This is a genomic window from Fodinicola acaciae, from assembly GCF_010993745.1.
GTDB lineage: Bacteria > Actinomycetota > Actinomycetes > Mycobacteriales > HKI-0501 > Fodinicola > Fodinicola acaciae.
In genome coordinates this window covers 2323236-2344106 of the sequence record NZ_WOTN01000001.1, presented here as the reverse complement: position 1 = coordinate 2344106, position 20871 = coordinate 2323236, and the positions used below count along the sequence as shown (strand labels likewise).

Below are 20871 nucleotides of genomic sequence, written 5' to 3'. Positions count from 1 at the left end.
CGAGGTGTCAGGTGCCGCCTGCTGCCTGGTCCAGCAGCCGGTCGAACCCGTCGCGGGTGAACTCCTGCCGCGCGCGGTCGTACTTTTCCATCCCCCACGACCAGAAGTCGAAGTCGATGTCGGAGCTGGCGTGCTGGATGGCGGCCCACAGCGTCCAGCCGTACTTGGACATCAGCCCGAGCAACCGTGCTCGCGCCACCCTGTCCGGCCGCGGCCCGCGGTAGTACGCGGTGACCAACGGCTCCAGCTGGTCTGCGTCCAATGTGGACTCGCTCCAGACGTTGCCGATCTCGAAACAGGGATCGTTGTTCCCGCTGTACTCGTAATCGATCAGCCGGATCGTGCCGGCCTCGTCGATCATGTTGCCGGCGAGCAGGTCGTTGTTGCACGGCACCGTCGGCACCGGGTTGGCGGCAAGCGCGGCCCGGATGCGCTCGACCGCCGGCGCGAAGTCGAGGTAGTCGGCGGGGATGGCGAAACCTCGTTCGCGGACGATCGACAGATACCGGGCTTGCACCTGGAACATGTCGAAGTCGTTGACGAACCGCGGCCCGGCGTGCAGTCGCCGGCAGGCCTCGGCGATCGCCTCGACATGGACGCCGCTGCGCACGTCGTCCTCGGTGAGCGTCCGGCCTGGAATGTACGCCACGGCCATGATGCCTTCGCCGGGCAGGAACTCCACGACCGCGGCACCGACGCCCGTGCCCGCGGCGATCTGGCTGTTCGCGTGCTCGGCGATCCGGTCGATGGCCAGCGGCGAGTCGTCCGGGGGAGAGATCCGGACGACCAGATCCGCGTCGTCGGTCGTGACCCGGTAGTTGCGGTTCGTCAGCCCACCGGACAGCAGCGACACGCGCGAACGCCGGCCGCGTACGCACTCCAGCCGGTCGAGCACCTCGCGCAGACTCCAACCGGCCTGGGACACCGGCGTGTCCAGGTCGGCCTCGTCGACGCCGGTCGGCTCGGCGGCGGGAACCGTCATCGGACCTCCACGCGTGCCAATGGATCGCTCGCGGATGTCGGTGGCAAGGGACGCTGGCCCCCGTCGCCGGTGACCTTAGACCGCCGCCGTCGATTTGGTCTAGGCCATAACTCGAACCGGTCGGCCGACGTACGCGCCGAAAGCCGACAAAAGCTCCGATCCCGTCTCGGATCGGAGCCTTTGGTTGCTGGTGGGCGATACTGGGATTGAACCAGTGACCTCTTCCGTGTCAGGGAAGCGCTCTCCCGCTGAGCTAATCGCCCGTGCGAAGCAGAGGTGGAGACGGGATTCGAACCCGTGTAGACGGCTTTGCAGGCCGTTGCCTCGCCTCTCGGCCACTCCACCGCGAGGGTTTCGGCCTCATGTGGTTTCCGAGCGGACGACGGGATTCGAACCCGCGACCCTCACCTTGGCAAGGTGATGCGCTACCAGCTGCGCTACGTCCGCATTGTCCCGGCGCTTGCTCCCGGCGACGAAAAGAACTGTACCGAACGCGCTACGCGCTCGACAAAGGGGGTTCACCTTTCGCGGCCGGCGGCTCCGGTGGTGTCACCGCCGGGTCGGTCGCGCACGACCCCTCAGTGCGGCCCTGACATGCGAGAAGGCGGCCAGGAGGCCCGTCCCGGCGGCGTGGCGAGGTGCTCGGCGTACGGCCAGGACGTGGCGGGCGTCACCCGAAACGAAGCCAGCCGATCACCTGACGGCGATCGGCTGGTGGTGGAGCTCGTTGGGCTCAGGCGCGGAGCAGCTCCGTGACGACCGCGTCCAGGTCGACGTACGCGGCTTCCTCGCCGGCCGGCACCTCCGCGTAGCTGCGTTGCAGGAAGTCGTCCAGCGTCGCGATCGGCACCTCGAACAGCGCGTGGCCGTCGGGGGAGGACAGTGCCAGCGCGACCACCTGACCGTCCTGTCCGGTCCACGGCCACACGCGTACGTCTCCCATCCCGGCCGGCTCGGTCAGACCGGCCAGCAGGAGGTCCCGCGCGAAGGACCACGCGACCGACGGTTCCGGCTCGTCGCTGTCGGCCAGGTCCGCACAGAAAATGACATGAACCGCGTAGGGATCGGACGGTTCATACCGCAGCGTCGCCTGCACCGGCACGCCTGAACCATCCGGAACCACCAGCCGCAAGGCCGTGTCCACCTGGACCGCAACTGGCCGCGTACGCGCCATTTCGGCCGCCTTTCTCCCCCTGGCTGAAAGCCCCGCCGTCGTCGTCTATTGGCATACCACCCTGGCCGAAACGGCAAACATGTAATCCGAATCGGTGGTCTTTTGAGACCGGAACGTCATCCTCGACGCGGAAAACAAACGATTGCGGCGATCTGTGCGACGGTCGGGGTGGCTGGCCCCGGTGAAAATGCCGCAAACCCCGTCGGGTAAGGTTTGTGAAGTCTCCCGGGCGATTAGCTCAGCGGGAGAGCGCTCGCCTCACACGCGAGAGGTCACTGGTTCGATCCCAGTATCGCCCACCAACCGATGGGTTGTCCCTGTCCGCGAAGACCGCGGACAGGGATCTTTTTTTGTTACCCACAATATGCGTCGCGCGGATCGACTTTTTGGTTGACTTGGTGCTATTTGTCGATTTTATCGGGCAGAGTTGGCGGCGGTTGTCATCAGGTCGAGCGCGAAGCGGACATACTGGCTGGCGATCTGCTCCGGCGTGTACGGCCCGCCGGGTCGCCACCAGGTCGGCAGGTGCGGTGCACATCGTGACGATCGCGCGCGCCGCCTCAAGAGGGTGGTCGGTGCGGAAACGGCCGTCGCGTACGGCCTGCTCGACCTCGTGGTCGACCAGCCGCTGCTGAGTGGTCCGCTGGCCGGCGATCCGGCGGCGGTCGCCGGCCCCAGGCTGCGCATCTCGGCGGCACCGACGAAACCGAGCTCGCGACGGTTGGTGTGATAGAGCGCGAGATGCTCGACCGGGTCACGGCCCTCGTCGCGCGCCGCGTACGCGCGAGCCAGCAGCTCGCTCATCGTCCGGTCGAGAATGCTCACCAACATTTGTTGTTTGACTCGTGTAGTAGTGATAGATCCCGGCACCGACAGCCCGGACCGCCGGGCGATGCCGCGGACCGTCGCGCCGTGATAGCCGATCTCCAGAAACTCGTCGAGCGCCGCGTGGAGCACCGGATCGAAGTCCAGTGGACCGTACGTCCGCCAGTCGACCGCAGGCGCCGGCTCGGCGGTCGCCGCGACATCGCAGGTGGCCTGCGCTGGCGCGGTCGAGATGTCCAGGATCTGGCCGACCGTCAGCTCGAGCGCGTCGGCGATCCGGTGCAGCCGCGTCACGCTGAGCCTGGTGTGGCCGTTCTCGATCTGGCTGAGCGTCGCCGGGCTCACGCCGATCCGGCCGGCAAGCGCACGCAGGCTGACTCCGCACGCCGCGCGTGCCGCGCGCACCTGGGCTCCCAGTGCCTCGTCGGCATCCGGAACCGTCGTCGACCCTCGCGTCATGTTTGATAATTCAGTCGAGGAGGTTGTGATGCCTGACGCTCCGTCCATGCGCGAACTGCTCGGTGACGACGCGCCGAGGAAGTACGACGCGCTGGGTCACGCCGGGTACGACGGCCAGCTGTGGAACCGCTACGACGCGCGCAGCACCATCGGTGCGATGGAGAAGGCATCCGTCCTGCCGATCGCGGCGAAAGGCGCCGCCGGCCGCGGCGTACTCACCGACATGGCTCGCCACCGCGGCAAGGAATCCCTGGAAAAGGGCGAAACCTTCGACCACACGGACCTGGAGGCCGCCGCCGAGGCGCAAGGTGTATGGATCGAGCCGCACGACATCCTGGTGGTCCGGACCGGATGGATGCGTTACTGGTACGAGCTCGACGATCCGGACAGCTTCTTCGCCGGCTTCTGCGAGCCGGGCGCGGACGCGTGCGCCGCCGACGATCGGTGGACGTTTTTGTACGTTGCCGCACCGCTGAAAGTCGTGAGTGGCACCGGTGCTCCGGTCAACCCGGTCGCGATCCGATGAGCGCGTACGACCACAAACCCTGGTTGGGTCGCTATGACGCCGGCCAGCCGGCCGAGATCACGCCGGAGTACGCCACAGCCGTGGCGATGTTCGCGGCATCGGTGGCGCGGGACCCGTCGGCGGACGCGATCCGTTATTTCGACGGCAAAATCAGCTATGCGGAGCTGGACGTGCTGACCGACGCGTTCGCGGCGGGCCTGGCCGGCAACGGTTTCGCGGCCGGCGAACGGGTGGCGATTTTCGCGCAGAACGTGCCACAGTTCGTCATCGCGCAGATCGGCACCTGGAAGGCCGGCGGCATCGCCGTGTCGATCAACCCGATGAACAAGGAACGTGAACTGCGCGAGCTGCTGGCCGACAGCGGCGCGACCGTGCTGGTCAGCCTTCAGTCACTTTATCGGGACGTCGCCTCGAAAGTCGTGTCAGGCAGTGCCGTACGGCTGGTGATCACCACCTCCGAGCTGGATCTGCAGTCGCGTGACGACCAGCGGGTTTTCGCCGGGGTGGAACGGATCGACTGTCCTGGCACGACGGATCTGCTGGAGTTTCTGGACAGATACAAGGATGTCGCGCCACCGGCCGTCTCGGTCGGCCCCGACGACGTGGCTTTCCTGACGTACACCTCGGGCACGACCGGTCCGCCGAAAGGCGCGATGACGACGCACCGGAACGTCGTTTTCAACGCACAGTCCTATCGCGACTGGATCGGCATCGGTCGCGATGACGTGGTGCTCGGAATCGCGCCGCTTTTCCACATCACCGGACTGATCGGCCATATCGCGGTGGCGTTGCTGACAAACGCGCCGCTGGTTCTCATGTATCGCCTGGATCCTTCGCTGACGCTCGACACCGTCGAAAGCGAAGGCGCGACATTCACGGTCGGCTCCATCACGGTTTTCATCGCGCTGATGAACGCGCCGAACGCGGACAGGGGCAAGCTCGCCACGCTGACCAAGGTCTATTCGGGCGGAGCGCCGATTCCACCGAGCACCGTGCAGGCCTTTTCCGACGCGTACGGTCACTACATCCACAACATCTACGGTCTGACCGAAACGACGTCGCCGTCGCATGGCGTGCCTTTTCACGCCACTGCGCCGATCGACTCGGCCTCCGGAGCGTTGTCGGTCGGTGTGCCGATCTACAACACCGTCGTACGAATCGTCGACGAGAACGGTGACGACCTGCCGCCTGGCGAGATCGGCGAGCTGGTCACCGCCGGGCCGCAGGTGGTCGTCGGCTACTGGAACAAACCGGAGGAAACCGAGAAGACGCTGCCAGGCGGGATGCTGCACACCGGCGATGTCGGCTACATGGACGCCGACGGCTGGTTCTACATCGTCGACCGTAAGAAGGACCAGATCAACGCCGGCGGCTACAAGATCTGGCCACGCGAGGTCGAGGACGTGTTGTACGAGCATCCGGCGGTGCGCGAGGCCGCGGTCGTCGGCGTGCCGGACGACTACCGCGGCGAGACCGTCAAGGCGTTCGTGTCGCTGAGAGCCGGTGCCGCGGCGACGCCGGAGGAGATCATCGGCTTCGCCAAGGAGCGGATGGCCGCGTACAAGTATCCGCGGCAGCTGGAGATCCTCGACGAGATCCCGAAAACCGTCAGCGGCAAGGTGCTGCGTCGCGAGTTGCGCAGCCGCCGGGACTGAGCCGCCCGGGACTCGGGAGCTGGAGGCGTGCCTTCCAACCCTTGTCGGCCGGCGAAAGAGAGGCCTTCGTGCGGACGGTCGAGGCGTACGAGACAGCGGCCGGCGACTGACGGACGGCCCGATGAGAGGTGTCGCGGCGGACGATCCAACGGGGTGGCCGACACGACCGGGCGCGCGGCGGTAGCGTCCCAGATCATGAACGAACCCACCGCACCGGAGAGGCCGGGGACCACCGTGCCGCCACCAGTGGCCAAGCGCGTCCCTTCGACCCGTACGCACCACGGCGACACCGTGATCGACGAGTACGCGTGGCTGGCCGCCAAGGACGACCCGGACACGCTGGCATACCTGCACGCCGAGAACGCGTACGCGGAGCAGCTGACCGCCGGCCTGGCCGACCTCCGCGAGCGGATCTTCACCGAGATCAAGGACCGTACGCAGGAGACCGACCTGTCGGTGCCGGCGCGCAAGGGCGACTGGTGGTATTACTCTCGTACGGTCGAAGGCCAGCAGTATTCGATCCACTGCCGTGCCGCGGTCACCGGCGACGAGCCTCCGGCCACCGGCGAGGCGGTCGACGGCGAGCAGGTCCTGCTGGACGAGAACGAGCTCGCGGAGGGACACGACTTCCTGTCCGTCGGCACCTTCGACGTGAGCCCGGACGGCCGGTTGCTCGCGTACGCGGTGGACTTCGACGGCAACGAGCGTTTCACGCTGCGGGTGAAGGACCTGGAGACCGGCGAGCTGCTCGGCGACGAGGTCCCGGACACCTTCTACGACACGGCGTGGTCGCTGGACTCCTCGGTGCTGTACTACCTGACCGTCGACGACGCGTGGCGGCCGTACCGGGTCTGGCGGCACCGCATCGGCACGCCGGCGGCCGAGGACACGGTGGTGTACGAGGAAGCCGACGAGCGGTTCTGGGTCGGCATCGGACTGACCCGCAGCGAGCGCTACGTGCTGATAGACCTGCGCAGCAAGATCACCAGCGAGACGCGGCTGCTGGACGCAGGCGACCCCGCCGCCGAGCCGGTCGTGCTGCGCGGTCGCCGGCAAGGCGTCGAGTACTCGGTCGACCACCAGATCGCCGGTGACCGGTTCCTGATCGTGCACAACGACCCGGAATGCGGGGGCGGTCCCAACTTCGCAGTCGCGGCGGCGCCGGCGGACAAGCCCGAGGCCTGGACGCCGCTGGTGGAGCACCGCGAGGACACGCGGCTGCTCGACCTCGACGTTTTCGAAAACCATGTCGTCGTGCATCTGCGTCATGACGCACTGACTGGTCTGCGGGTCTACCCGGTGGAGGTCGACGGCGGCCTGGCCGAGCCGCGGCCGATCACCTTCCCGGAGCCGCTCTACACGGTCGGCGTGGACACCAACCTCGAATACCGCACCGGCACGTTCCGCCTGTCGTACGGCTCGCTGGTCACGCCGCGTACGGTCTACGACTGCGACCTCACGACCGGCGAGCTGACGCTGCGCAAGCAGCAACCGGTGCTCGGCGGCTACGACCCCGAACGCTACGAGCAGTCGCGCGAGTGGGCCACGGCAGACGACGGCACGCGCGTACCGCTGTCGATCGTGCGGCGCAAAGGCGTGCCGCTGGACGGCTCGGCGCCGTGCCTGATCTACGGCTACGGCAGCTACGAGTCGTCCATGGACCCGCGGATGGCGGTGCCGCGGCTGTCGCTGCTGGACCGCGGCTTCGTGTACGCGATCGCGCACATCCGCGGCGGCGGCGAGCTCGGCCGGCACTGGTACGAGGACGGCAAGCTGCTCAAGAAGAAGAACACGTTCACCGACTTCGTGGCGTGTGCGCGGTATCTCGTGGAGCGGGGATGGACGAGTCAGGACCGGCTGGTGGCGTACGGCGGCAGCGCCGGCGGCCTGCTGATGGGGGCCGTCGCCAACCTGGCGCCGGAGGCGTTCGGCGCGATCGTCGCATCGGTGCCGTTCGTCGACGCGCTCAACTCCATCCTCGACCCGTCGCTGCCGCTCACCGTGCTGGAGTGGGAGGAATGGGGCGACCCGCTGCACGACCCCGAGGTCTACGCGTACATGAAGTCGTACTCGCCGTACGAGAACGTCCGCGCCACCGACTATCCGGCGATCTTCGTGGAGACCAGCCTCAACGACACGCGCGTGCTCTACCACGAGCCGGCCAAGTGGGTCGCGAGGCTGCGCGCGGTGAACTCGGAAAACGCCGGCGCCAAGCCGGTCGTCATGCACATCGAGATGGAGGCCGGACACGGCGGCCGGAGCGGCCGCTATGACGCCTGGCGGGAGATCGCGCGGATGTACGCGTGGATCATCGACATCGCCGGAGCGCCGCACGAGCCGCTGGGCTGACGCCTAAGGTGCGGACTCGCTTTCCGTGAGGACGGCGAGTGCGCGCTGGCGGTGCTGTGCGAAGTGGCGCAGCGCCGCCTCGGCGTCGCGCTTTCGCAGCGTGGCCACGAGGTCGCGGTGCTCGGCCGGGATCTGTGCGAGATAGCCGGCCGAGCTGACGCCGACGCGGGTCAGCAGAAACAGCTGGACTTGCGAGCGGATCGCGTTCCACGCGTCCAGCAGGCGCCGGTGGCGCGCCGCCGCGTACACGGCGTCGTGGAAGGCGATGTCGCAGGCGACCATCGCGGCCTCATCCTCGGCTCGTTCCATCAGCTCGACGGTGCGAGCGATCACCGCGATGTCCGCTTTTGACGCGTACGCGACGACACGCTGCACTGCGAGCTGCTCCAGTGCACCGCGGAGACTGTCCAACTCGGCGATGTCCGCGGGGGACAGGGTCGTCACGGTCGCGCCGCGATGCCACGCGGTGCTGACCAGGCCCTCACGCTCCAGCCGGAGCAACGCCTCGCGCACCGGACCGCGGCTGACATCCAGGATGGTTGCCAGGTCGACCTCCCGGAGCGCCGCTCCCGGCGGATAGATCCCGGCGAAGATCGCCTCGCGGATGCGGTCGCCGACCTCGTCGGCCAAGCCTCGCCGGCGTGCCGGTGCCAGTGTGTCGTCCGCCCCGCTCGCGTTCATTGTCTGAATGTTAACATCCAGACATACTCTGCCGACGGAAGGTGTCGTCCATGACCGTCCTCGACTCGCCGATCCCGCGGTTCCACCTGGCCATGCCGGTGGACGACCTGGACGCCGCGCGGCACTTCTACGGCGAGGTGCTCGGCCTGGAGCAGGGTCGGAGCGCGCCGACCTGGATCGACTGGAACCTGCGCGGCCACCAGTTCGTCACGCACCTCGCGGCGAAGCGGACGAGCGGGGTCCACAATCCGGTCGACGGCCACGACGTGCCGGTGCCGCACTTCGGCCTCGTACTGACCGTCCCGGAGTTCCAGGAGCTGGCCGACCGGCTGCGTGCGGCTGGGACGTCGTTCGTCATCGAGCCGTATGTGCGCTTCGAAGGCCAGACCGGTGAGCAGTGGACGATGTTCCTGCTCGACCCGGCTGGCAACGCACTGGAGTTCAAGGCGTTCGCGGACGACTCGCAGGTGTTCGCGGTCTAGAGACGCGCCGTGGCGGCCAGCGCCTCGTACGTGTCGATGAACAGCCCCATCGCCTCGTCGACGGCCTGGTGATCGCCGGTCGCCATCAGGTCGAGCAGCAGGCCGCGTGGCACCGCGACGCCCAGCCGCGCGAACGCGCGTGCCTTCGCCGGCGGCAGTCCACGGCGCGCGGCCCACTGCGTGAGCGGCTCGACCCAGCTCGACACGATCCCGTCCAGCAGCGGCGCCGTCCGCTGGTCGCCCTGCAATGCGCGGCCGTAGATCTCGAACAGCAGCCGGACGTACGGCCAGTTCTCCGGCGCGCTCAGCCGCCGCCAGAACCGCCTGGCCATCTCGCCGACCGCCGCCGGGTCGTCGGTGTCGACGTCGGCGTCGAGCTCGGCGAAGATCCGCCGCTGCCGCTCCTCGACGGCCCTGACCACCTCGATCAGCAGGCCTTCCTTGGAGCCGAAGTGATAGAGCAACATCCGGTGGCTGGTCCCGGTCGCCTTGGCCAGCTGCCGCAGGCTGAGGTCGGCGGAGCCGTGCGTCGCGATGTAGTCGATCGCCCCGCCGAGCAGCCGTTCCTTCGCCGTGGTCGCCTCCGGCGCGTCGGTCACGTCACCCTCCGATCCTCGGCCGGTCGACGTACCATATGGTACATGTACCAGGTGGTACACCATGTGGAGGATACGATGCCCAGCCAGCACATCAGAGCGAGCGCGACCAGCAGCGCGGACCCGGCGACGGTGTTCAGCGTGCTCCGCGACGGCAGCACGTGGCCGACCTTCTCGTCACTCGGCGCGTACGAGCTCATCACGCCCGGATGCGGCGCGCAGACCGGCCAGCCGGACGAGCTCGGCGAGGTGCGGTATTTCCACACCGGCCGCTATCACGTCCGCGAGCAGATCGTCGAGCTGGTCCAGGACCGGCGGCTGAGCTACGTGTTGCTGGAAGGTCTCGCGTTGCGTGACTACCGCGCCGACATCGACCTGGAACCGGCCGGCGGTGGCACGCGGATCAGCTGGCACTCCTCCTTCGACCCCAAGGTCATCGGCACCGGCTGGCTCTATCGCCGGCAGCTCACCGGGACCGTACGGGGGTTGGTCGACGGCCTGGCGCGCCGAGCCGAGGAAGTCGCCGCAAGCCGATGACGGTCAGCGGTCGGCTCTGCGGCCAAGCCACCAACGCTGACCGACCGCTGTCGTGACCGCCTGCGTTACCTGGGTTCTTAGGCTTCGCTGAGTGTGAGGGCCGGCGCGGCGCGGTTTACCGTCGCTGTCATGACTCAGGTGACGCACGCCGGAGAGCCGGACCAACACACTGGTGGCGGCCTGTCCAACCGGCTGAACTGGCTGCGTGCCGGCGTACTCGGCGCCAACGACGGCATCGTCTCGGTGGCCGGCATCGTGCTCGGCGTCGCCGCCGCGACCGCCGACCGCGGCACCATCCTGACCGCGGGAGTCGCCGGCCTGCTCGCCGGCGCACTGTCGATGGCGGCCGGCGAGTACGTCTCGGTGAGTACGCAGCGCGACAGCGAGAAGGCCCTGCTGGCCAAGGAGAAGTGGGAACTGCGCACCATGCCGGACGCGGAGCTGCGCGAGCTGGCCGAGATCTACCAGGAGAAGGGCCTGCCGCCGGCGCTGGCCATGGAGGTCGCCGAGGCGCTGACCAAACACGACGCGCTGCGCGCACACGCGGAGGTCGAGCTGGGGATCGACCCGGACGATCTCACCAACCCGTGGCAGGCGGTCGCCGCGTCGGCCGTCTCGTTTGTGATCGGCGCATTGCTGCCGCTGCTGGTCATCATGCTGCCCTCGCCGATCCGCGCGCCGCTGTGTTTCGGTGCCGTGCTGGTCGCGCTCGCGATCACCGGTGCGATCAGCGCGCGGCTCGGCGGCGCGCGGATCGCGCGCGCGACTGTGCGTACGGTCGCCGGTGGAGCGCTGGCGATGGCCGTCACGTACGGCGTCGGTCATCTGCTCGGCGTCACGTTATGACGAAAATGCCTATCCGAAAATATTGCTGACCAGTTGGTGGCACCCCCGATTTCCACGATGCGCCTCGGGTCGGACACTTTCCGCGAGCGGGTCGTTCGGTGGCCGGCAAATCGGACGAATTCCCTGCTGAGATGTGCTTTGGCCGCCGCCGTACGGTGATGGCGGCGGTAGGATCGTGGCTCATGCTGTCAGTGGACGAAAGGTGCCAGCCGCCGGTCGGTGGCGCGGAAAGTGTCGTGCCGGCGCCGCGCGGCTCGGCCGACGCCGGCCAGGTGCTGGACGCCGCGATGGACACCTTCCTGGATTTCGGTATCAAGCGCGCCACGATGACCGAGATCGCCCGCCGCGCCGGTGTCGGCGTCGCCACGGTTTACCGGCGTTTTCCGCAGAAAGGCGGCTTGGTGCAGGCCACCGTGACCCGTGAGGTGCAGCGGTTCATCGCCGACGTGGACAGCAAGATCGCGCACGCGAGTACGCCGGTCGAGGAAGTGGTGGAGTGTTTCGTCGCGTTCGTCGTCGGCGCGCGCGAACATCCGCTGCTGCGCCGCATTCTGGACACCGAGCCGGAGATCGTGCTGCCGGCATTGACGATTGCCGGTGGACCGGTGATCGCGCTCGGCCGCGAGTACGTGGCGCAGAAAATCCGCCGGCTGCGTGGAAGCCCGATCGCGAACGCCGACGACGTCGACATGGTGGCCGAGATGTTCGCCCGGCTCGCGCAGTCGATGGTGCTCACTCCGGACGGCCGCATTCCGAGCGGCGACGACGAAAAGACCCGCGAGTTCGCGCGCCGGCACATCGCGCCGCTGGTCGTGTCGGCGAAATAGCCTAAATCAGGGCCACGTCGGAAATCAGCCAGCGGCCGGCGGATTTCACCAGCACCATCTGCATCCGGTTGCGGTCGACCCTGGCCTGCGGACTGTTGGTGTTGGTGATCTGCTGGTCGACGAACAACACCACCACGACCCGGTCCGCGGTGCCTTCGCTGACTCCCGCGCGTACGACGGTGCCTTTGGACGTCGCGTGATACTGCTGGATCAGCTTGGTCAGGTTCTGGCTGACTTTCTTGTACTGCTGGGCGAAATCGCCGGTCGAGTTGGCGGTGACCTTGGTGAAGTTGCGGTCCAGCGACCGGTAGTCGTAGGTCGACAGGTCGCCGGCGTACGTGCGTGCCGCCGCCAACGCCGTGGCCTGCGCCTTGGTGGTGTTGGCGCGATCGTAGGTCTGCCAGCCGAAATACGCCGCCACGGCGGCCAGCGCGACGATGAGTGCGACCATGGCGATCGTACGGATTCCGGCGCGTGGCACCAATGCGCGGCCGATCCGGCGGACGGCCGTGCCGACACTGATTTCCGGCGCCACCTCCTCCTGCTCGACCGGCTCGTCCTTCTCCAGTCGCGGTTTGGGTGACGGCCGCGATCGGGTGGCGTTCTGGGACATTGCGCGGACTCCTTACTGGACACCCTGCATGAGCAACGCGGACCACGACTGCGATCCGAAGGCGGCCGCCTGGCCGCCGTTGGAACCGAGGCGGAACCGTTTGCCGTCGGCGTCCGAGGCCTGGCCGGACACCGGGTCGTACGTGCCGGTGCTGCGTCGCTGCGGTGTCGGCGCGTTCTGCGCACCGCGCTGCTGGAGATCCGGCAGGTCCGAATCGCAGAGATAGTTGGGCTGGATGGCGCGCGGCGCGGTCTGCGTCGGCGTACGGCGTGGCGTCGTGTAGTAACAGACGGGTCCTTGTGCGGCCAGCAAAGAGAAATTCGCCGTGTCGCCGTCCACGATGCCGCCGACTTTCGTGAAGGTGTCCGGCAACGAGATCAGCAGCTCGGTCACCGCCGGCGTACGGATGCTGACGATCTGCGCGGTCGTCACCGTGTTTCCAAGCAGCGCGGCGAAAGACTGCTGGTTGTCCCGCAGCAGCGGTACGAGCTGGTTGGCGACACCGGTGCCCTGGTCGAGCAGCGTGCCGATCTGGCCGCTGTGCGCGCGGATCTGGCCGGACAGCCCGCGCAGCGCCGACGCCAGCGCCGGCAGGTCGACGGATCCCGGGTTCGCCGGGTTCAGCAGCATGTTGGTGTTGTTGACCAGCGCCAGAAACCGCGGCTGGTAGGTCTGCAGGCCGCGCAGCACGATCACCAGGTTGTCCAGCAGCTGCCGCAGGGTCGGTCCCATGCCGGCCAGTCCGGTCGAGAGCTCGGTGGTCAGCGTCGCCACGTCTTTGGTGTCGATGCTGTCGGCGAAACGCATCAGGTGCACCAGCAACGTTTCCAACGGCAGCGGCGTCGCCGTGCGGTTTCCCCGGATGACGTCGCCGTCGCTGAGATATGGCGGGTTTCCGTTGGCTGGCTGCAGATCCACGTGCTGGATGTCGATCGGCGTGTCCATGTCGACGACCGCCCTGGCATTGGCCGGGATGCGCTGACCGGCGTCGATGCCGAGCACCACCGACACTCCGGCGTCGTCCTTGTCGAGGCTGACCTCGCGGACGGTTCCGACGCGTACGCCTCGATAGGTCACCAGCGACTGCGTCACCAAGCCGGCGGCGTCGGCCATCCGTACGGTCACCTGGAAGGTGCCGCGCAGTGCGCTCGCACCAAACAGCTGCACACCGACGTACGCCGTGCACAACGCGCCGATCAACGTGAAAACCACGAGCCGGATGGCAGGGGAGCGGCGGTTCATCGCAGGCCTCCGGAAAGCAGTCCGCCGACGCCGCCGGCGCTCGACCGCCCGGTTGGCGCGCTCGGCGCGATCCGGCCACCGCCGGACAGCAGCGCGGCGACCGTGCCGGACACGTCAAGCGTCGCGTCGAGCGTCAGGTAGTCGCCCGGGATCGTCTGTCCGAGCAGCTGTTGGAAGGTGCGCAACGACATCAGCGTCGAGCCGAGCTCGGAGTCGAAACTCGCCAGCGAGCTCAGCACGGGCTGCAGCTGCTTCGCTCTGGCCACGATTCCGCTGCTGGTCCGCGAAAGCACGCCGGTGGTGGTCTTGGCGAGCCGGCTGATGCTGACCAGCAGTGCGGTGAATTCGGTGCGTTGGCCGAGAAGGACGTCCAGCGCCGGCGTGATGTGAGTCAGCGCCGCCTGCAGCGTGGCGCGGTTGCCGGCGCCGGCGGCGGCAAAGGTGTTGAGCGCGGTGATCGTCCGGTTGATGTCGTCCTTGTGCGCGTCGAGCGACCGCAGCAGCGTGTCGAGCTGGCCGAGGAGCGTACGCACCTGCTGCTCGTGACCGGCGAGCGCGCGGTTGGTCTCGGTGACGATCGTGCGCACCTGGTCCAGGCCGCTGCCGGACAGCAGCGCGCCGACGGCGGCCAGCGTGTTTTCCACATCCGGCGCACGCGAGGTGTCGTCGATGCCGATGGTCGCGGTGTCGGCCAGGAAGCCGCGGTCGGCGCGTTCGGGCGGCACGAGCAGCACGTACTCCTCGCCGAGCACCGATGTGAGCTCCAGCCGCGCGGTCGTGCCGACCGGCAGCCGCGTGCCGGAGTCGATGCGCATGCCGACCACCGCCTGGAAGTCGCGGGCGTGCAGGCTGGTCACCCGGCCGACGACCGCCTGCCCGATGCGGACCTGCCCGCCGAGCGGCAGCTGCGCCGCGTCGGTGAACACCGCGGTCAGCGCGTACGACGAGCCGCCGGCCTGGGTCAGCGGCAGGTTCTGGAAGCTGAGGCCGCAGCCGCCCAGGAGCAGTGCGGCGGTCGCCAGGAACGCGGCCAGTCTCCTCATCGGCCGCCTCCGGTGAGCGGGTTGGACAGGCTCGGTGGGAACGGGATCGGGTTGACCACACCTGGCGCGGCACACAGCGGCACCGGCAACCGCTGGCACAGCTGCCGGGTCGCGTCCAACTGCGTCAGCGTCGTGGAGATGTCCAGCCGTACGCGCAGGCGGCCGTCCGGCCCGACCGCCCGGCCGAGGTTGTCCGAGGCCAGCGGCAGGACGTCGAGGATCTCGGCGAGGTCCTGCTGGTGCGCGACCAGCGTGCCGGTCAGCTGGTTGAGCCGGGTGAGGTCTGCGCCGACCGCGCTGCCATGCGTCCTGACCAGCGCCGCGACCTGCGTCAACACGGTCGCCAGCTGGCTCAACGCGGCGCTGATCGTCGCGCGCTCGTCGTTGAGGTCACCCGCGACCGCGGTCACTGTCGTGGTCAGCGTGGTGATGCTCGACCGGTGCACGACCAGCAGCGAGACGAGCTTGTTGAGGCTGGTGATCAGCGCGCCGACATCGTCGCTGTCGTTGGCCAGCACGCCGCTGGCCTGCGCGAGATTCTGTACGGCGGAGCGGAACGGCGTGCCGTTTCCGCGCAGTGCCGTCGCCGCGCTGTGCAACGCCGTGCCGAGCGAGCCGTTCTGGTCCAGTCCGTTGGGTCCGAGGCCGGTCAGCAGGGTGTCCAGCGATCGCACCAGCTCGGCCCATTTGATCGGTGAGTGCGTACGCGCGGCCGGGATGATCGCGCCAGGTTCGAGGCTCGAGCCGCCGCGATAGGCAGGAGTGAACTCCACAGTGTGATCGGCGATCACCGACGGCGTGGTGATCCAGGCTTGCGCGTTTGCCGGGATCTTCAGGTCGCGCGGCAGCCGCATGAAGACGCGTACGACGGCGCCGCGCGGCTCGACCGCGGTCACCTGGCCGACCGGCACGCCGAGGATCGCCACCTTGCTGCCGGCGAAGACGCCGTCGGCGTGCGCGAAGTCGGCCGACACGGTCAGCGCCGGATCCGGCCGGAGAAAGACGTAACCGCCGCCGATCAGGACAGCCAGGCCGGCGATGACGGCGATGATCCGCTGTGACCTCATCGGCAACCCCTGACCAGCGCGGCGACGCACAGCAGGTTGTCGGGCAGCGGTCCGGCCGGACCGGACACGTCGCCCCATGGACCATTCCCGGTGGCGTTGGCCAGATAGCGTACGGTCGGCGCCAGCTGCGTGAGCGTCGCACCGATCGCCTGGTCGTTCTGCGCGAGCAGCGCGGTGATCGAGTGCAGCCGGGTCAGCAGCTGGTCGACCGCCGCTCCGTTGGCTTTCAGAAACTGGCTGACCTGCGCGGTGAGCGCGGCCAGGTCGGCGATCATCGTACGGATCACCTGGCGGCGCTGGCTGAGCATCTGCGCCACCAGCCCGGCGTCACCGAGCAGCGTCACCAGCGTGGCCTGCTGCTGGAGCAGCGAGGTGGTCACGGTCTGCGCGGAGGTCAGCAGCGTGCGGATCTGGCCTTCGCGTTGCGCGACGATCGCCGCGACCGCGGAGACGCCGGTGAGTGTCTTGTTGACGACGCCGTTGTCGGTCGGGGTGACCTCGGTGATGGTCGCCAGCATCCGTTGCAGCGCCGGCAGGTCCAGTTGTGCGGTCGTGCTGGTGGTGTCGCGGCTGAGGTCGTCCAGCGTGTACGGCACGGACGTACGCGCCACCGGGATCGCGCCGGAGTCGCCGTCGCCGGCCGGCACGATCGCCAGGTAGCGCCGGCCGAGCAGCGTCGCGACCTTGATCGACGCGGTCGTACGGTCACCGAGCGGCTGCGCTCGGTCGAGCCGGAAGTGCACCTCGACGTGGTCGCCGGCCAGGTTGACCGCGGTGACCCGGCCGGTCGCGACGCCGGCCACGTACACCTGGTCGCCGGCGGCCAGGCCGCTGGCGTTGCCGAAGTCGGCGGTGTAGTCGCTGGTCCGCAACCAGAACAGCACCTGCGGTCCGGCGACCGCGAGCACACCGATGAGCACCAGCACGAGTCCGCCGACCATGCCGCGGGTCACCGCGGTCGGCGTTTGACCGCGTCCGAAGATCCTCATTGGCACACCGGCGATCTGGCGCCGCTGACCGCGACCGGCAGGGTCGCGCCGGGGCCGTCCTCGGTGCCGACCGAGACACTCAGGTTGCAAATGTAGATGTTCAGCCAGGTGCCATAGTCCAGCGCTTTGCCAACCGTGCCGATCAGCCGCGGCGCGCCTTTGAGCGCGCGGTCGAGCGCGGCGCGATTGGCCGTCACCATGCCGGCCGCGCGGTTGAGCTGACGCAGATCGGTGGTCGCCGGCGCGCGCAGCTGGGTCGCCAGTGTGGACAGCGAGCCGGCCAGTGCGGCGGTGCCGTCGATCGCGGCGGCGATCTGCTGGCGGTCGCCCGCCGCCGCGCTCGCGAGCGATGCGAGGCCGGTCAGCAACGCGCGGAAGTTGGCCTGGTTGCGGGTCATCGTGTCGAGTACGGCGTTGAGGTTGGACAGGATCGCGCCGATGACCTGGTCGCGGCCGGCCAGGTTGGCGGTCACCGCGACCAGCCGGTTGAGCAGGTCGGCGATGGTGCCGGACTGCCCCTGCAGGACCGTGACGATCTCGCCGGCTAGTTGGTTGACCTCCTTCGGGTCGATCGCGTCGAAGAGCGGCTTGAAGCCGTTGAGCAGCGCGGTGAGGTCGAGCGCCGGCCTGGTGCGGGAGACCGGGATCGTGTCGCCGGGACGGAGAACGCCGGCGTTGTGGCCGCTCCCCGGGGTGATTGACAGATAGCGACCGCCGGCCAGGTCGGCGTAGCGGATGATCGCGTGCGCGTCGGCCGGCAGCTGCTGGTCGTCGGTGATCTCGAAGCTGACCTCGGCCCGCGTACGGACCAGCCGGACGGCGTCGACACGGCCGACACGTATGCCGGCGATCAGCACGTCGCTGCCTGGCACCAGTCCCTGCGCGTCGGTGAAGACCGCGCGATAGCCGTTGGCCGGTGCGTTCAGCGGCTGCGACAACGTGTTGACCACCAGGACCGTGGACAGCACGGACGCCAGCAGAAACAACGAGAGCTTGACGAGCGTACGGGTCACGGCGTCACCACCTGCGAGCCGCGCAGGATCGGTCCGGCCAGGATGTCCAGCAGACCGGCCGTGCGGCCCGGCGCCGCCGGGTCGACGATGTCCGGGAAGAGCGCTCCGATGGTGTTCTGCTCCTGGTTGCTGCCGACCGGTCCGGCGGTCCCGCCGGACGGCGGTGCCGGTGGCGGCGCCGCGGCCGGAGGCGGCGCCGAGCCGCAGTTGGGACCGGCTAGTCCGGGATAGCGCGGACAGTCGGCCGCCGAGTACGCCTGCGGCGGCGGAAAGACGATCGGCGCGCGCATCTTCAGGCGGCCGCTGGCGAACACCTGGTTTCCCTTGTCCAGGAAGGAGTGCAGCGAGGTGAGCGTGTCGCTGATCCGGTCCGACCGGCCGGACAGCGCCGCCAGTGTGGGGCCGGTGAGCCGGACCAGCTGGATGAGCCGGCCGGAGTTGTCGCCGAGCAGCCGGTCGGACTCGTCGGCCAGCGACGTGCCGGCGCTGAGCAGCTGGCGCAGGCTCTGCTGCTTCTGGACGATCACCGCGGAGATCGCGACCGCGTCGTCGAGCGCGTGGAACGCGTCCGGTGCGCTTTGGGCCAGCTGCTCGCTGAGCGTGGCCAGAGCGCGCAGGTTGGGGCCGACGGACTGGATGGTCGGCCGCAGCTGGCGGGTCAGGGTGTCCAGCTCGGCGATCGTCGTGCCGAGGTCATCGCCGCGACCGCGTACGGCGTCGGCGACCGCGGTCAGTGCCGCGTCCAGCTGCGCCGGCTGCAGCGCGGTGAGCAGGTCGTAGATCCGGTTGAACGCCTGGTAGAGCTGGATCGTCTCGGCGGACATGTCGGCACGCAGGATCGACCCGTCGCGCAGCTCGCCGTGCGGTCCCGACTGTGGCGTGACGAGGTCGACGTACGCCTGGCCGAAGACCGTACGCGGCAGCAGCCGCACCTGGACGTTGGCGGGGATCGCGTCGACGGCGGCCGGCCGTAGGCGGATCACCAGTTTGGACGTACGCGTGCCGGCCTCGACGGCCAGCAGTGTGCCGACGACGACGCCGTGGTGTTGCACCGACGACAGTGGCGCGATGGATCCGCCGGTCGCCGGTACGGTCGCGGTGACCACGGGATCGCGGTTGAACGCGCCGGTGCTGTTGACGATCAGGGCGACGGTCGCGGCCAGCATCAGCAGGAGTGCCAGGCCGCCGCGGACCGCCAGCGTGCCGCGCCGCGTCATGTGGTGCCTCCGACGCCTGGCAGGGTCGGCCGCAGACCCCAGAACGTGAGCGTCAGGAGCACGTCGACCAGCATGATCATCACGATGCTGACCCGCAGTGCCCGGCCGGCCGCCTTGCCGACGCCGGCCGGCCCACCGGTCGCGGTGTAGCCATAGAAGCAGTGCACCAGCGTCACCACGACCGCCAGGATGAGTGCCTTCGCCAGCGAGTAGAGGACGTCCGTGGGTGTGAGCAGCAGGTGGAAGTAATAGTCGTACGTGCCGGCGGACTGCCCGGACAGGAACACCACCGCGAAGCCGGTCGCCACGTACGAGCCGAACAGGCCGATCAGGTAGAGCGGGATGACCGCGACGAACGCGGCGATCATCCGGGTCGTCACCAGATATGGCAGCGACGGCACGGCCATCGACTCGAGCGCGTCGACCTCCTCGCCGATCCGCATCGCGCCGAGCTGAGCGGTGAATCCGGTGCCGACCTTCGCGGCCAGCGCGATGCTCGCGACGACCGGCGCGATCTCCCGTGTGTTGGCCAGCGCGGCCACCAGGCCGGTGATCGGCGACAGGCCGATCAGGTCGAGCCCCTGGTAACCGCCGAGGCCGACCTGCGTACTCGCGACGAAGGACATGGCGAAGATGACGCCGACGGTGCCGCCGCCGGCCAGCAGCGAGCCGGAGCCGAAGCTGATGTCGGCGACCAGCCTGGCCACGTCCTTGCCATAGCGGCGCAGCGTACGCGGGATGGCGGCGAGTGCACGTACGTAGAAGGTGAACTGCCGGCCGACCATCGCCAGCGCGTCGACAGTCCGCTGGTACGCGCGGACCGCCCAGACGCCGGCGACGTACGGGCCGGCCATCAGTACGCGCCCCGGGCCGGCACGATGAGCGGATAGAGCTCGGTCATCGCGGTGTTGGCGACGAAGACCAGGATGAACGAGAGCACCACCGACTCGTTGACCGCGTCGCCGACGCCTTGCGGTCCGCCTTTGGCGGTGAGGCCCTTGAAGCTCGCGACGATCGCGGCGATGACCGCGAAGGTCGCCGCCTTGATCTCGGCGAGCACGAAGTCCTCCGGACGCGCGTACTGCGTCAGGGTCGCCAGAAAGCTGCCGGCGGTGCCGTGCAGCACCTGGACGTGAAAGATCAGCGTCGCGCCGATGCCGACCGCCATCACCACGCCGTCGAGCAGGACCGTCACGACGACCGCGGCGATCATCCGGGGCAGGACCAGGCGCTCCACCGGAGACACGCCGAGCACCTCCAGCGCGTCGGTCTCCTCGCGGATCTTGCGTGCGCCGAGGTCGGAGCAGATCGCCGAGCCGCCGACGCCGGAGATCATCAGTGCGCAGACCAGCGGTGCCGCCTGGCCGATGATCACGAAGGCGACCACCGCTCCGCTGTAGCGTTCGGCGCCGATCTGGCTGGCGAACGAGCCGACCGTGATGGCCACCGCCACGCCGAGCGGGATCATCACCAGCACCGACGGGATGCTGGTGACCGCGGCCAGGAACCAGGTCTGCTCCAGGCACTCCCGCCAGGCGAACCGGCGCCGGCGTACGACCCGGCCGACGGCCATCGCGGTCTCAACGGCGAACCCGAGCAGCAGCCCCACCTCGGCCGCGGCGCTCGCGACCGGTCCGCGCGCTATCGGCGACTGCCTCAACCGGGCATCGACCACTGGCGACCCCTTGCTCGGTGGGAGGGCTGGCTGTCCTGGGGGTGGTGCGCGTCACACGCTCCGACCCGGACCC

At 68.8% G+C, this 20871-nt stretch carries 20 protein-coding genes, 4 tRNA genes and 1 pseudogene; 8 read left to right on the top strand and 17 right to left on the bottom strand.

Annotated elements, in window-relative coordinates; translation table 11 throughout:
• Nucleotides 1-7: 7 nt before the first annotated feature.
• The 5 genes from GNX95_RS10910 to GNX95_RS10890 form a co-directional block, all read right to left on the bottom strand.
• Nucleotides 8-982, bottom strand: a complete 975-nt coding sequence (locus GNX95_RS10910) for a choline kinase family protein (protein ID WP_163506970.1) — start codon at nucleotides 980-982, stop codon at nucleotides 8-10.
• 188 nt (nucleotides 983-1170) lie between these two features.
• Nucleotides 1171-1245 (bottom strand) — tRNA-Val (locus GNX95_RS10905).
• Nucleotides 1246-1256: 11 nt separating this feature from the next.
• Nucleotides 1257-1327 (bottom strand) — tRNA-Cys (locus GNX95_RS10900).
• Between the two features lie 29 nt (nucleotides 1328-1356).
• Nucleotides 1357-1429: transfer RNA gene (locus tag GNX95_RS10895), tRNA-Gly, on the bottom strand.
• Nucleotides 1430-1715: 286 nt separating this feature from the next.
• Nucleotides 1716-2084, bottom strand: coding sequence for an SsgA family sporulation/cell division regulator (locus tag GNX95_RS10890; protein ID WP_246281568.1), 369 nt, complete (start codon nucleotides 2082-2084; stop codon nucleotides 1716-1718).
• Between the two features lie 299 nt (nucleotides 2085-2383).
• Between GNX95_RS10890 and GNX95_RS10885 the strand changes: the two genes are divergently transcribed.
• Nucleotides 2384-2458 (top strand) — tRNA-Val (locus GNX95_RS10885).
• 112 nt (nucleotides 2459-2570) lie between these two features.
• Here the strand turns inward: GNX95_RS10885 and GNX95_RS10880 are convergent.
• On the bottom strand, nucleotides 2571-3440 hold the full coding sequence (locus GNX95_RS10880; RefSeq protein WP_343034816.1) for a helix-turn-helix domain-containing protein: 870 nt from the start codon (nucleotides 3438-3440) through the stop codon (nucleotides 2571-2573).
• A gap of 79 nt (nucleotides 3441-3519) precedes the next feature.
• On the opposite strand from GNX95_RS10880, the pseudogene GNX95_RS10875 reads away from it, so the two are divergent.
• The 3 genes and pseudogenes from GNX95_RS10875 to GNX95_RS10865 all read left to right on the top strand — a co-directional run.
• A pseudogene (locus GNX95_RS10875) lies at nucleotides 3520-3966 on the top strand (cyclase family protein); the annotation flags it as partial.
• Nucleotides 3963-5621, top strand: coding sequence for a class I adenylate-forming enzyme family protein (locus tag GNX95_RS10870; RefSeq protein ID WP_163506967.1), 1659 nt, complete (start codon nucleotides 3963-3965; stop codon nucleotides 5619-5621). The pseudogene GNX95_RS10875 and the gene GNX95_RS10870, both read left to right, overlap by 4 nt.
• Before the next feature lie 195 nt (nucleotides 5622-5816).
• Complete coding sequence (locus tag GNX95_RS10865) at nucleotides 5817-7970, top strand: S9 family peptidase (protein ID WP_163506966.1); 2154 nt, start codon at nucleotides 5817-5819, stop codon at nucleotides 7968-7970.
• A gap of 3 nt (nucleotides 7971-7973) precedes the next feature.
• Here GNX95_RS10865 and GNX95_RS10860 read toward each other — a convergent pair whose 3' ends face one another.
• On the bottom strand, nucleotides 7974-8651 hold the full coding sequence (locus GNX95_RS10860) for a GntR family transcriptional regulator (protein ID WP_163506965.1): 678 nt from the start codon (nucleotides 8649-8651) through the stop codon (nucleotides 7974-7976).
• A 50-nt stretch (nucleotides 8652-8701) separates the two neighbouring features.
• On the opposite strand from GNX95_RS10860, the gene GNX95_RS10855 reads away from it, so the two are divergent.
• Nucleotides 8702-9133, top strand: coding sequence for a VOC family protein (locus GNX95_RS10855; RefSeq protein ID WP_163506964.1), 432 nt, complete (start codon nucleotides 8702-8704; stop codon nucleotides 9131-9133).
• Here GNX95_RS10855 and GNX95_RS10850 read toward each other — a convergent pair.
• A complete protein-coding gene (locus GNX95_RS10850; protein ID WP_222853505.1) occupies nucleotides 9130-9732 on the bottom strand; it encodes a TetR/AcrR family transcriptional regulator in 603 nt (200 codons plus the stop codon). The two genes, GNX95_RS10855 and GNX95_RS10850, sit on opposite strands and share 4 nt — an antisense overlap.
• 75 nt (nucleotides 9733-9807) lie before the next feature.
• Between GNX95_RS10850 and GNX95_RS10845 the strand changes: the two genes are divergently transcribed.
• The 3 genes from GNX95_RS10845 (at nucleotide 9808) to GNX95_RS10835 (ending at nucleotide 11939) form a co-directional block, all read left to right on the top strand.
• The gene (locus tag GNX95_RS10845) at nucleotides 9808-10266 is read left to right on the top strand and encodes an SRPBCC family protein (protein WP_163506962.1); all 459 of its coding nucleotides are present in this window, start codon (nucleotides 9808-9810) and stop codon (nucleotides 10264-10266) included.
• 129 nt (nucleotides 10267-10395) lie between these two features.
• Complete coding sequence (locus GNX95_RS10840) at nucleotides 10396-11112, top strand: VIT1/CCC1 transporter family protein (protein WP_163506961.1); 717 nt, start codon at nucleotides 10396-10398, stop codon at nucleotides 11110-11112.
• Nucleotides 11113-11294: 182 nt separating this feature from the next.
• Complete coding sequence (locus tag GNX95_RS10835; protein WP_163506960.1) at nucleotides 11295-11939, top strand: TetR/AcrR family transcriptional regulator; 645 nt, start codon at nucleotides 11295-11297, stop codon at nucleotides 11937-11939.
• A 1-nt stretch (nucleotide 11940) separates the two neighbouring features.
• Here the strand turns inward: GNX95_RS10835 and GNX95_RS10830 are convergent, their stop codons facing one another.
• From GNX95_RS10830 to GNX95_RS10790, 9 genes are read right to left on the bottom strand one after another with little or no spacing between them, the layout of a single operon-like run.
• Nucleotides 11941-12552, bottom strand: coding sequence for a VirB8/TrbF family protein (locus tag GNX95_RS10830; protein WP_163506959.1), 612 nt, complete (start codon nucleotides 12550-12552; stop codon nucleotides 11941-11943).
• 12 nt (nucleotides 12553-12564) lie between these two features.
• Nucleotides 12565-13794: an MlaD family protein gene (locus GNX95_RS10825; protein WP_163506958.1), complete on the bottom strand. Its 1230-nt coding sequence runs from the start codon at nucleotides 13792-13794 to the stop codon at nucleotides 12565-12567.
• Complete coding sequence (locus GNX95_RS10820; protein ID WP_163506957.1) at nucleotides 13791-14837, bottom strand: MCE family protein; 1047 nt, start codon at nucleotides 14835-14837, stop codon at nucleotides 13791-13793. Before GNX95_RS10820 ends, GNX95_RS10825 begins: the two co-directional genes overlap by 4 nt.
• Nucleotides 14834-15904 (bottom strand): MCE family protein, encoded by a 1071-nt coding sequence (locus GNX95_RS10815; protein ID WP_163506956.1) that lies wholly within the window; start codon nucleotides 15902-15904, stop codon nucleotides 14834-14836. Before GNX95_RS10815 ends, GNX95_RS10820 begins: the two co-directional genes overlap by 4 nt.
• The gene (locus tag GNX95_RS10810; protein WP_163506955.1) at nucleotides 15901-16893 is read right to left on the bottom strand and encodes an MCE family protein; all 993 of its coding nucleotides are present in this window, start codon (nucleotides 16891-16893) and stop codon (nucleotides 15901-15903) included. Before GNX95_RS10810 ends, GNX95_RS10815 begins: the two co-directional genes overlap by 4 nt.
• A complete protein-coding gene (locus tag GNX95_RS10805) occupies nucleotides 16890-17906 on the bottom strand; it encodes an MCE family protein (RefSeq protein ID WP_163506954.1) in 1017 nt (338 codons plus the stop codon). The genes GNX95_RS10810 and GNX95_RS10805 overlap by 4 nt, the downstream gene beginning before the upstream one ends.
• A complete protein-coding gene (locus GNX95_RS10800; RefSeq protein ID WP_163506953.1) occupies nucleotides 17903-19123 on the bottom strand; it encodes an MCE family protein in 1221 nt (406 codons plus the stop codon). The genes GNX95_RS10805 and GNX95_RS10800 overlap by 4 nt, the downstream gene beginning before the upstream one ends.
• Nucleotides 19120-19977, bottom strand: a complete 858-nt coding sequence (locus GNX95_RS10795; protein WP_163506952.1) for an MlaE family ABC transporter permease — start codon at nucleotides 19975-19977, stop codon at nucleotides 19120-19122. The genes GNX95_RS10800 and GNX95_RS10795 overlap by 4 nt, the downstream gene beginning before the upstream one ends.
• Nucleotides 19977-20696 carry an MlaE family ABC transporter permease gene (locus tag GNX95_RS10790; RefSeq protein ID WP_163507986.1) on the bottom strand — a complete coding sequence of 240 codons (720 nt, stop codon included), beginning with the start codon at nucleotides 20694-20696 and terminating at the stop codon, nucleotides 19977-19979. Before GNX95_RS10790 ends, GNX95_RS10795 begins: the two co-directional genes overlap by 1 nt.
• Nucleotides 20697-20871: the final 175 nt, after the last annotated feature.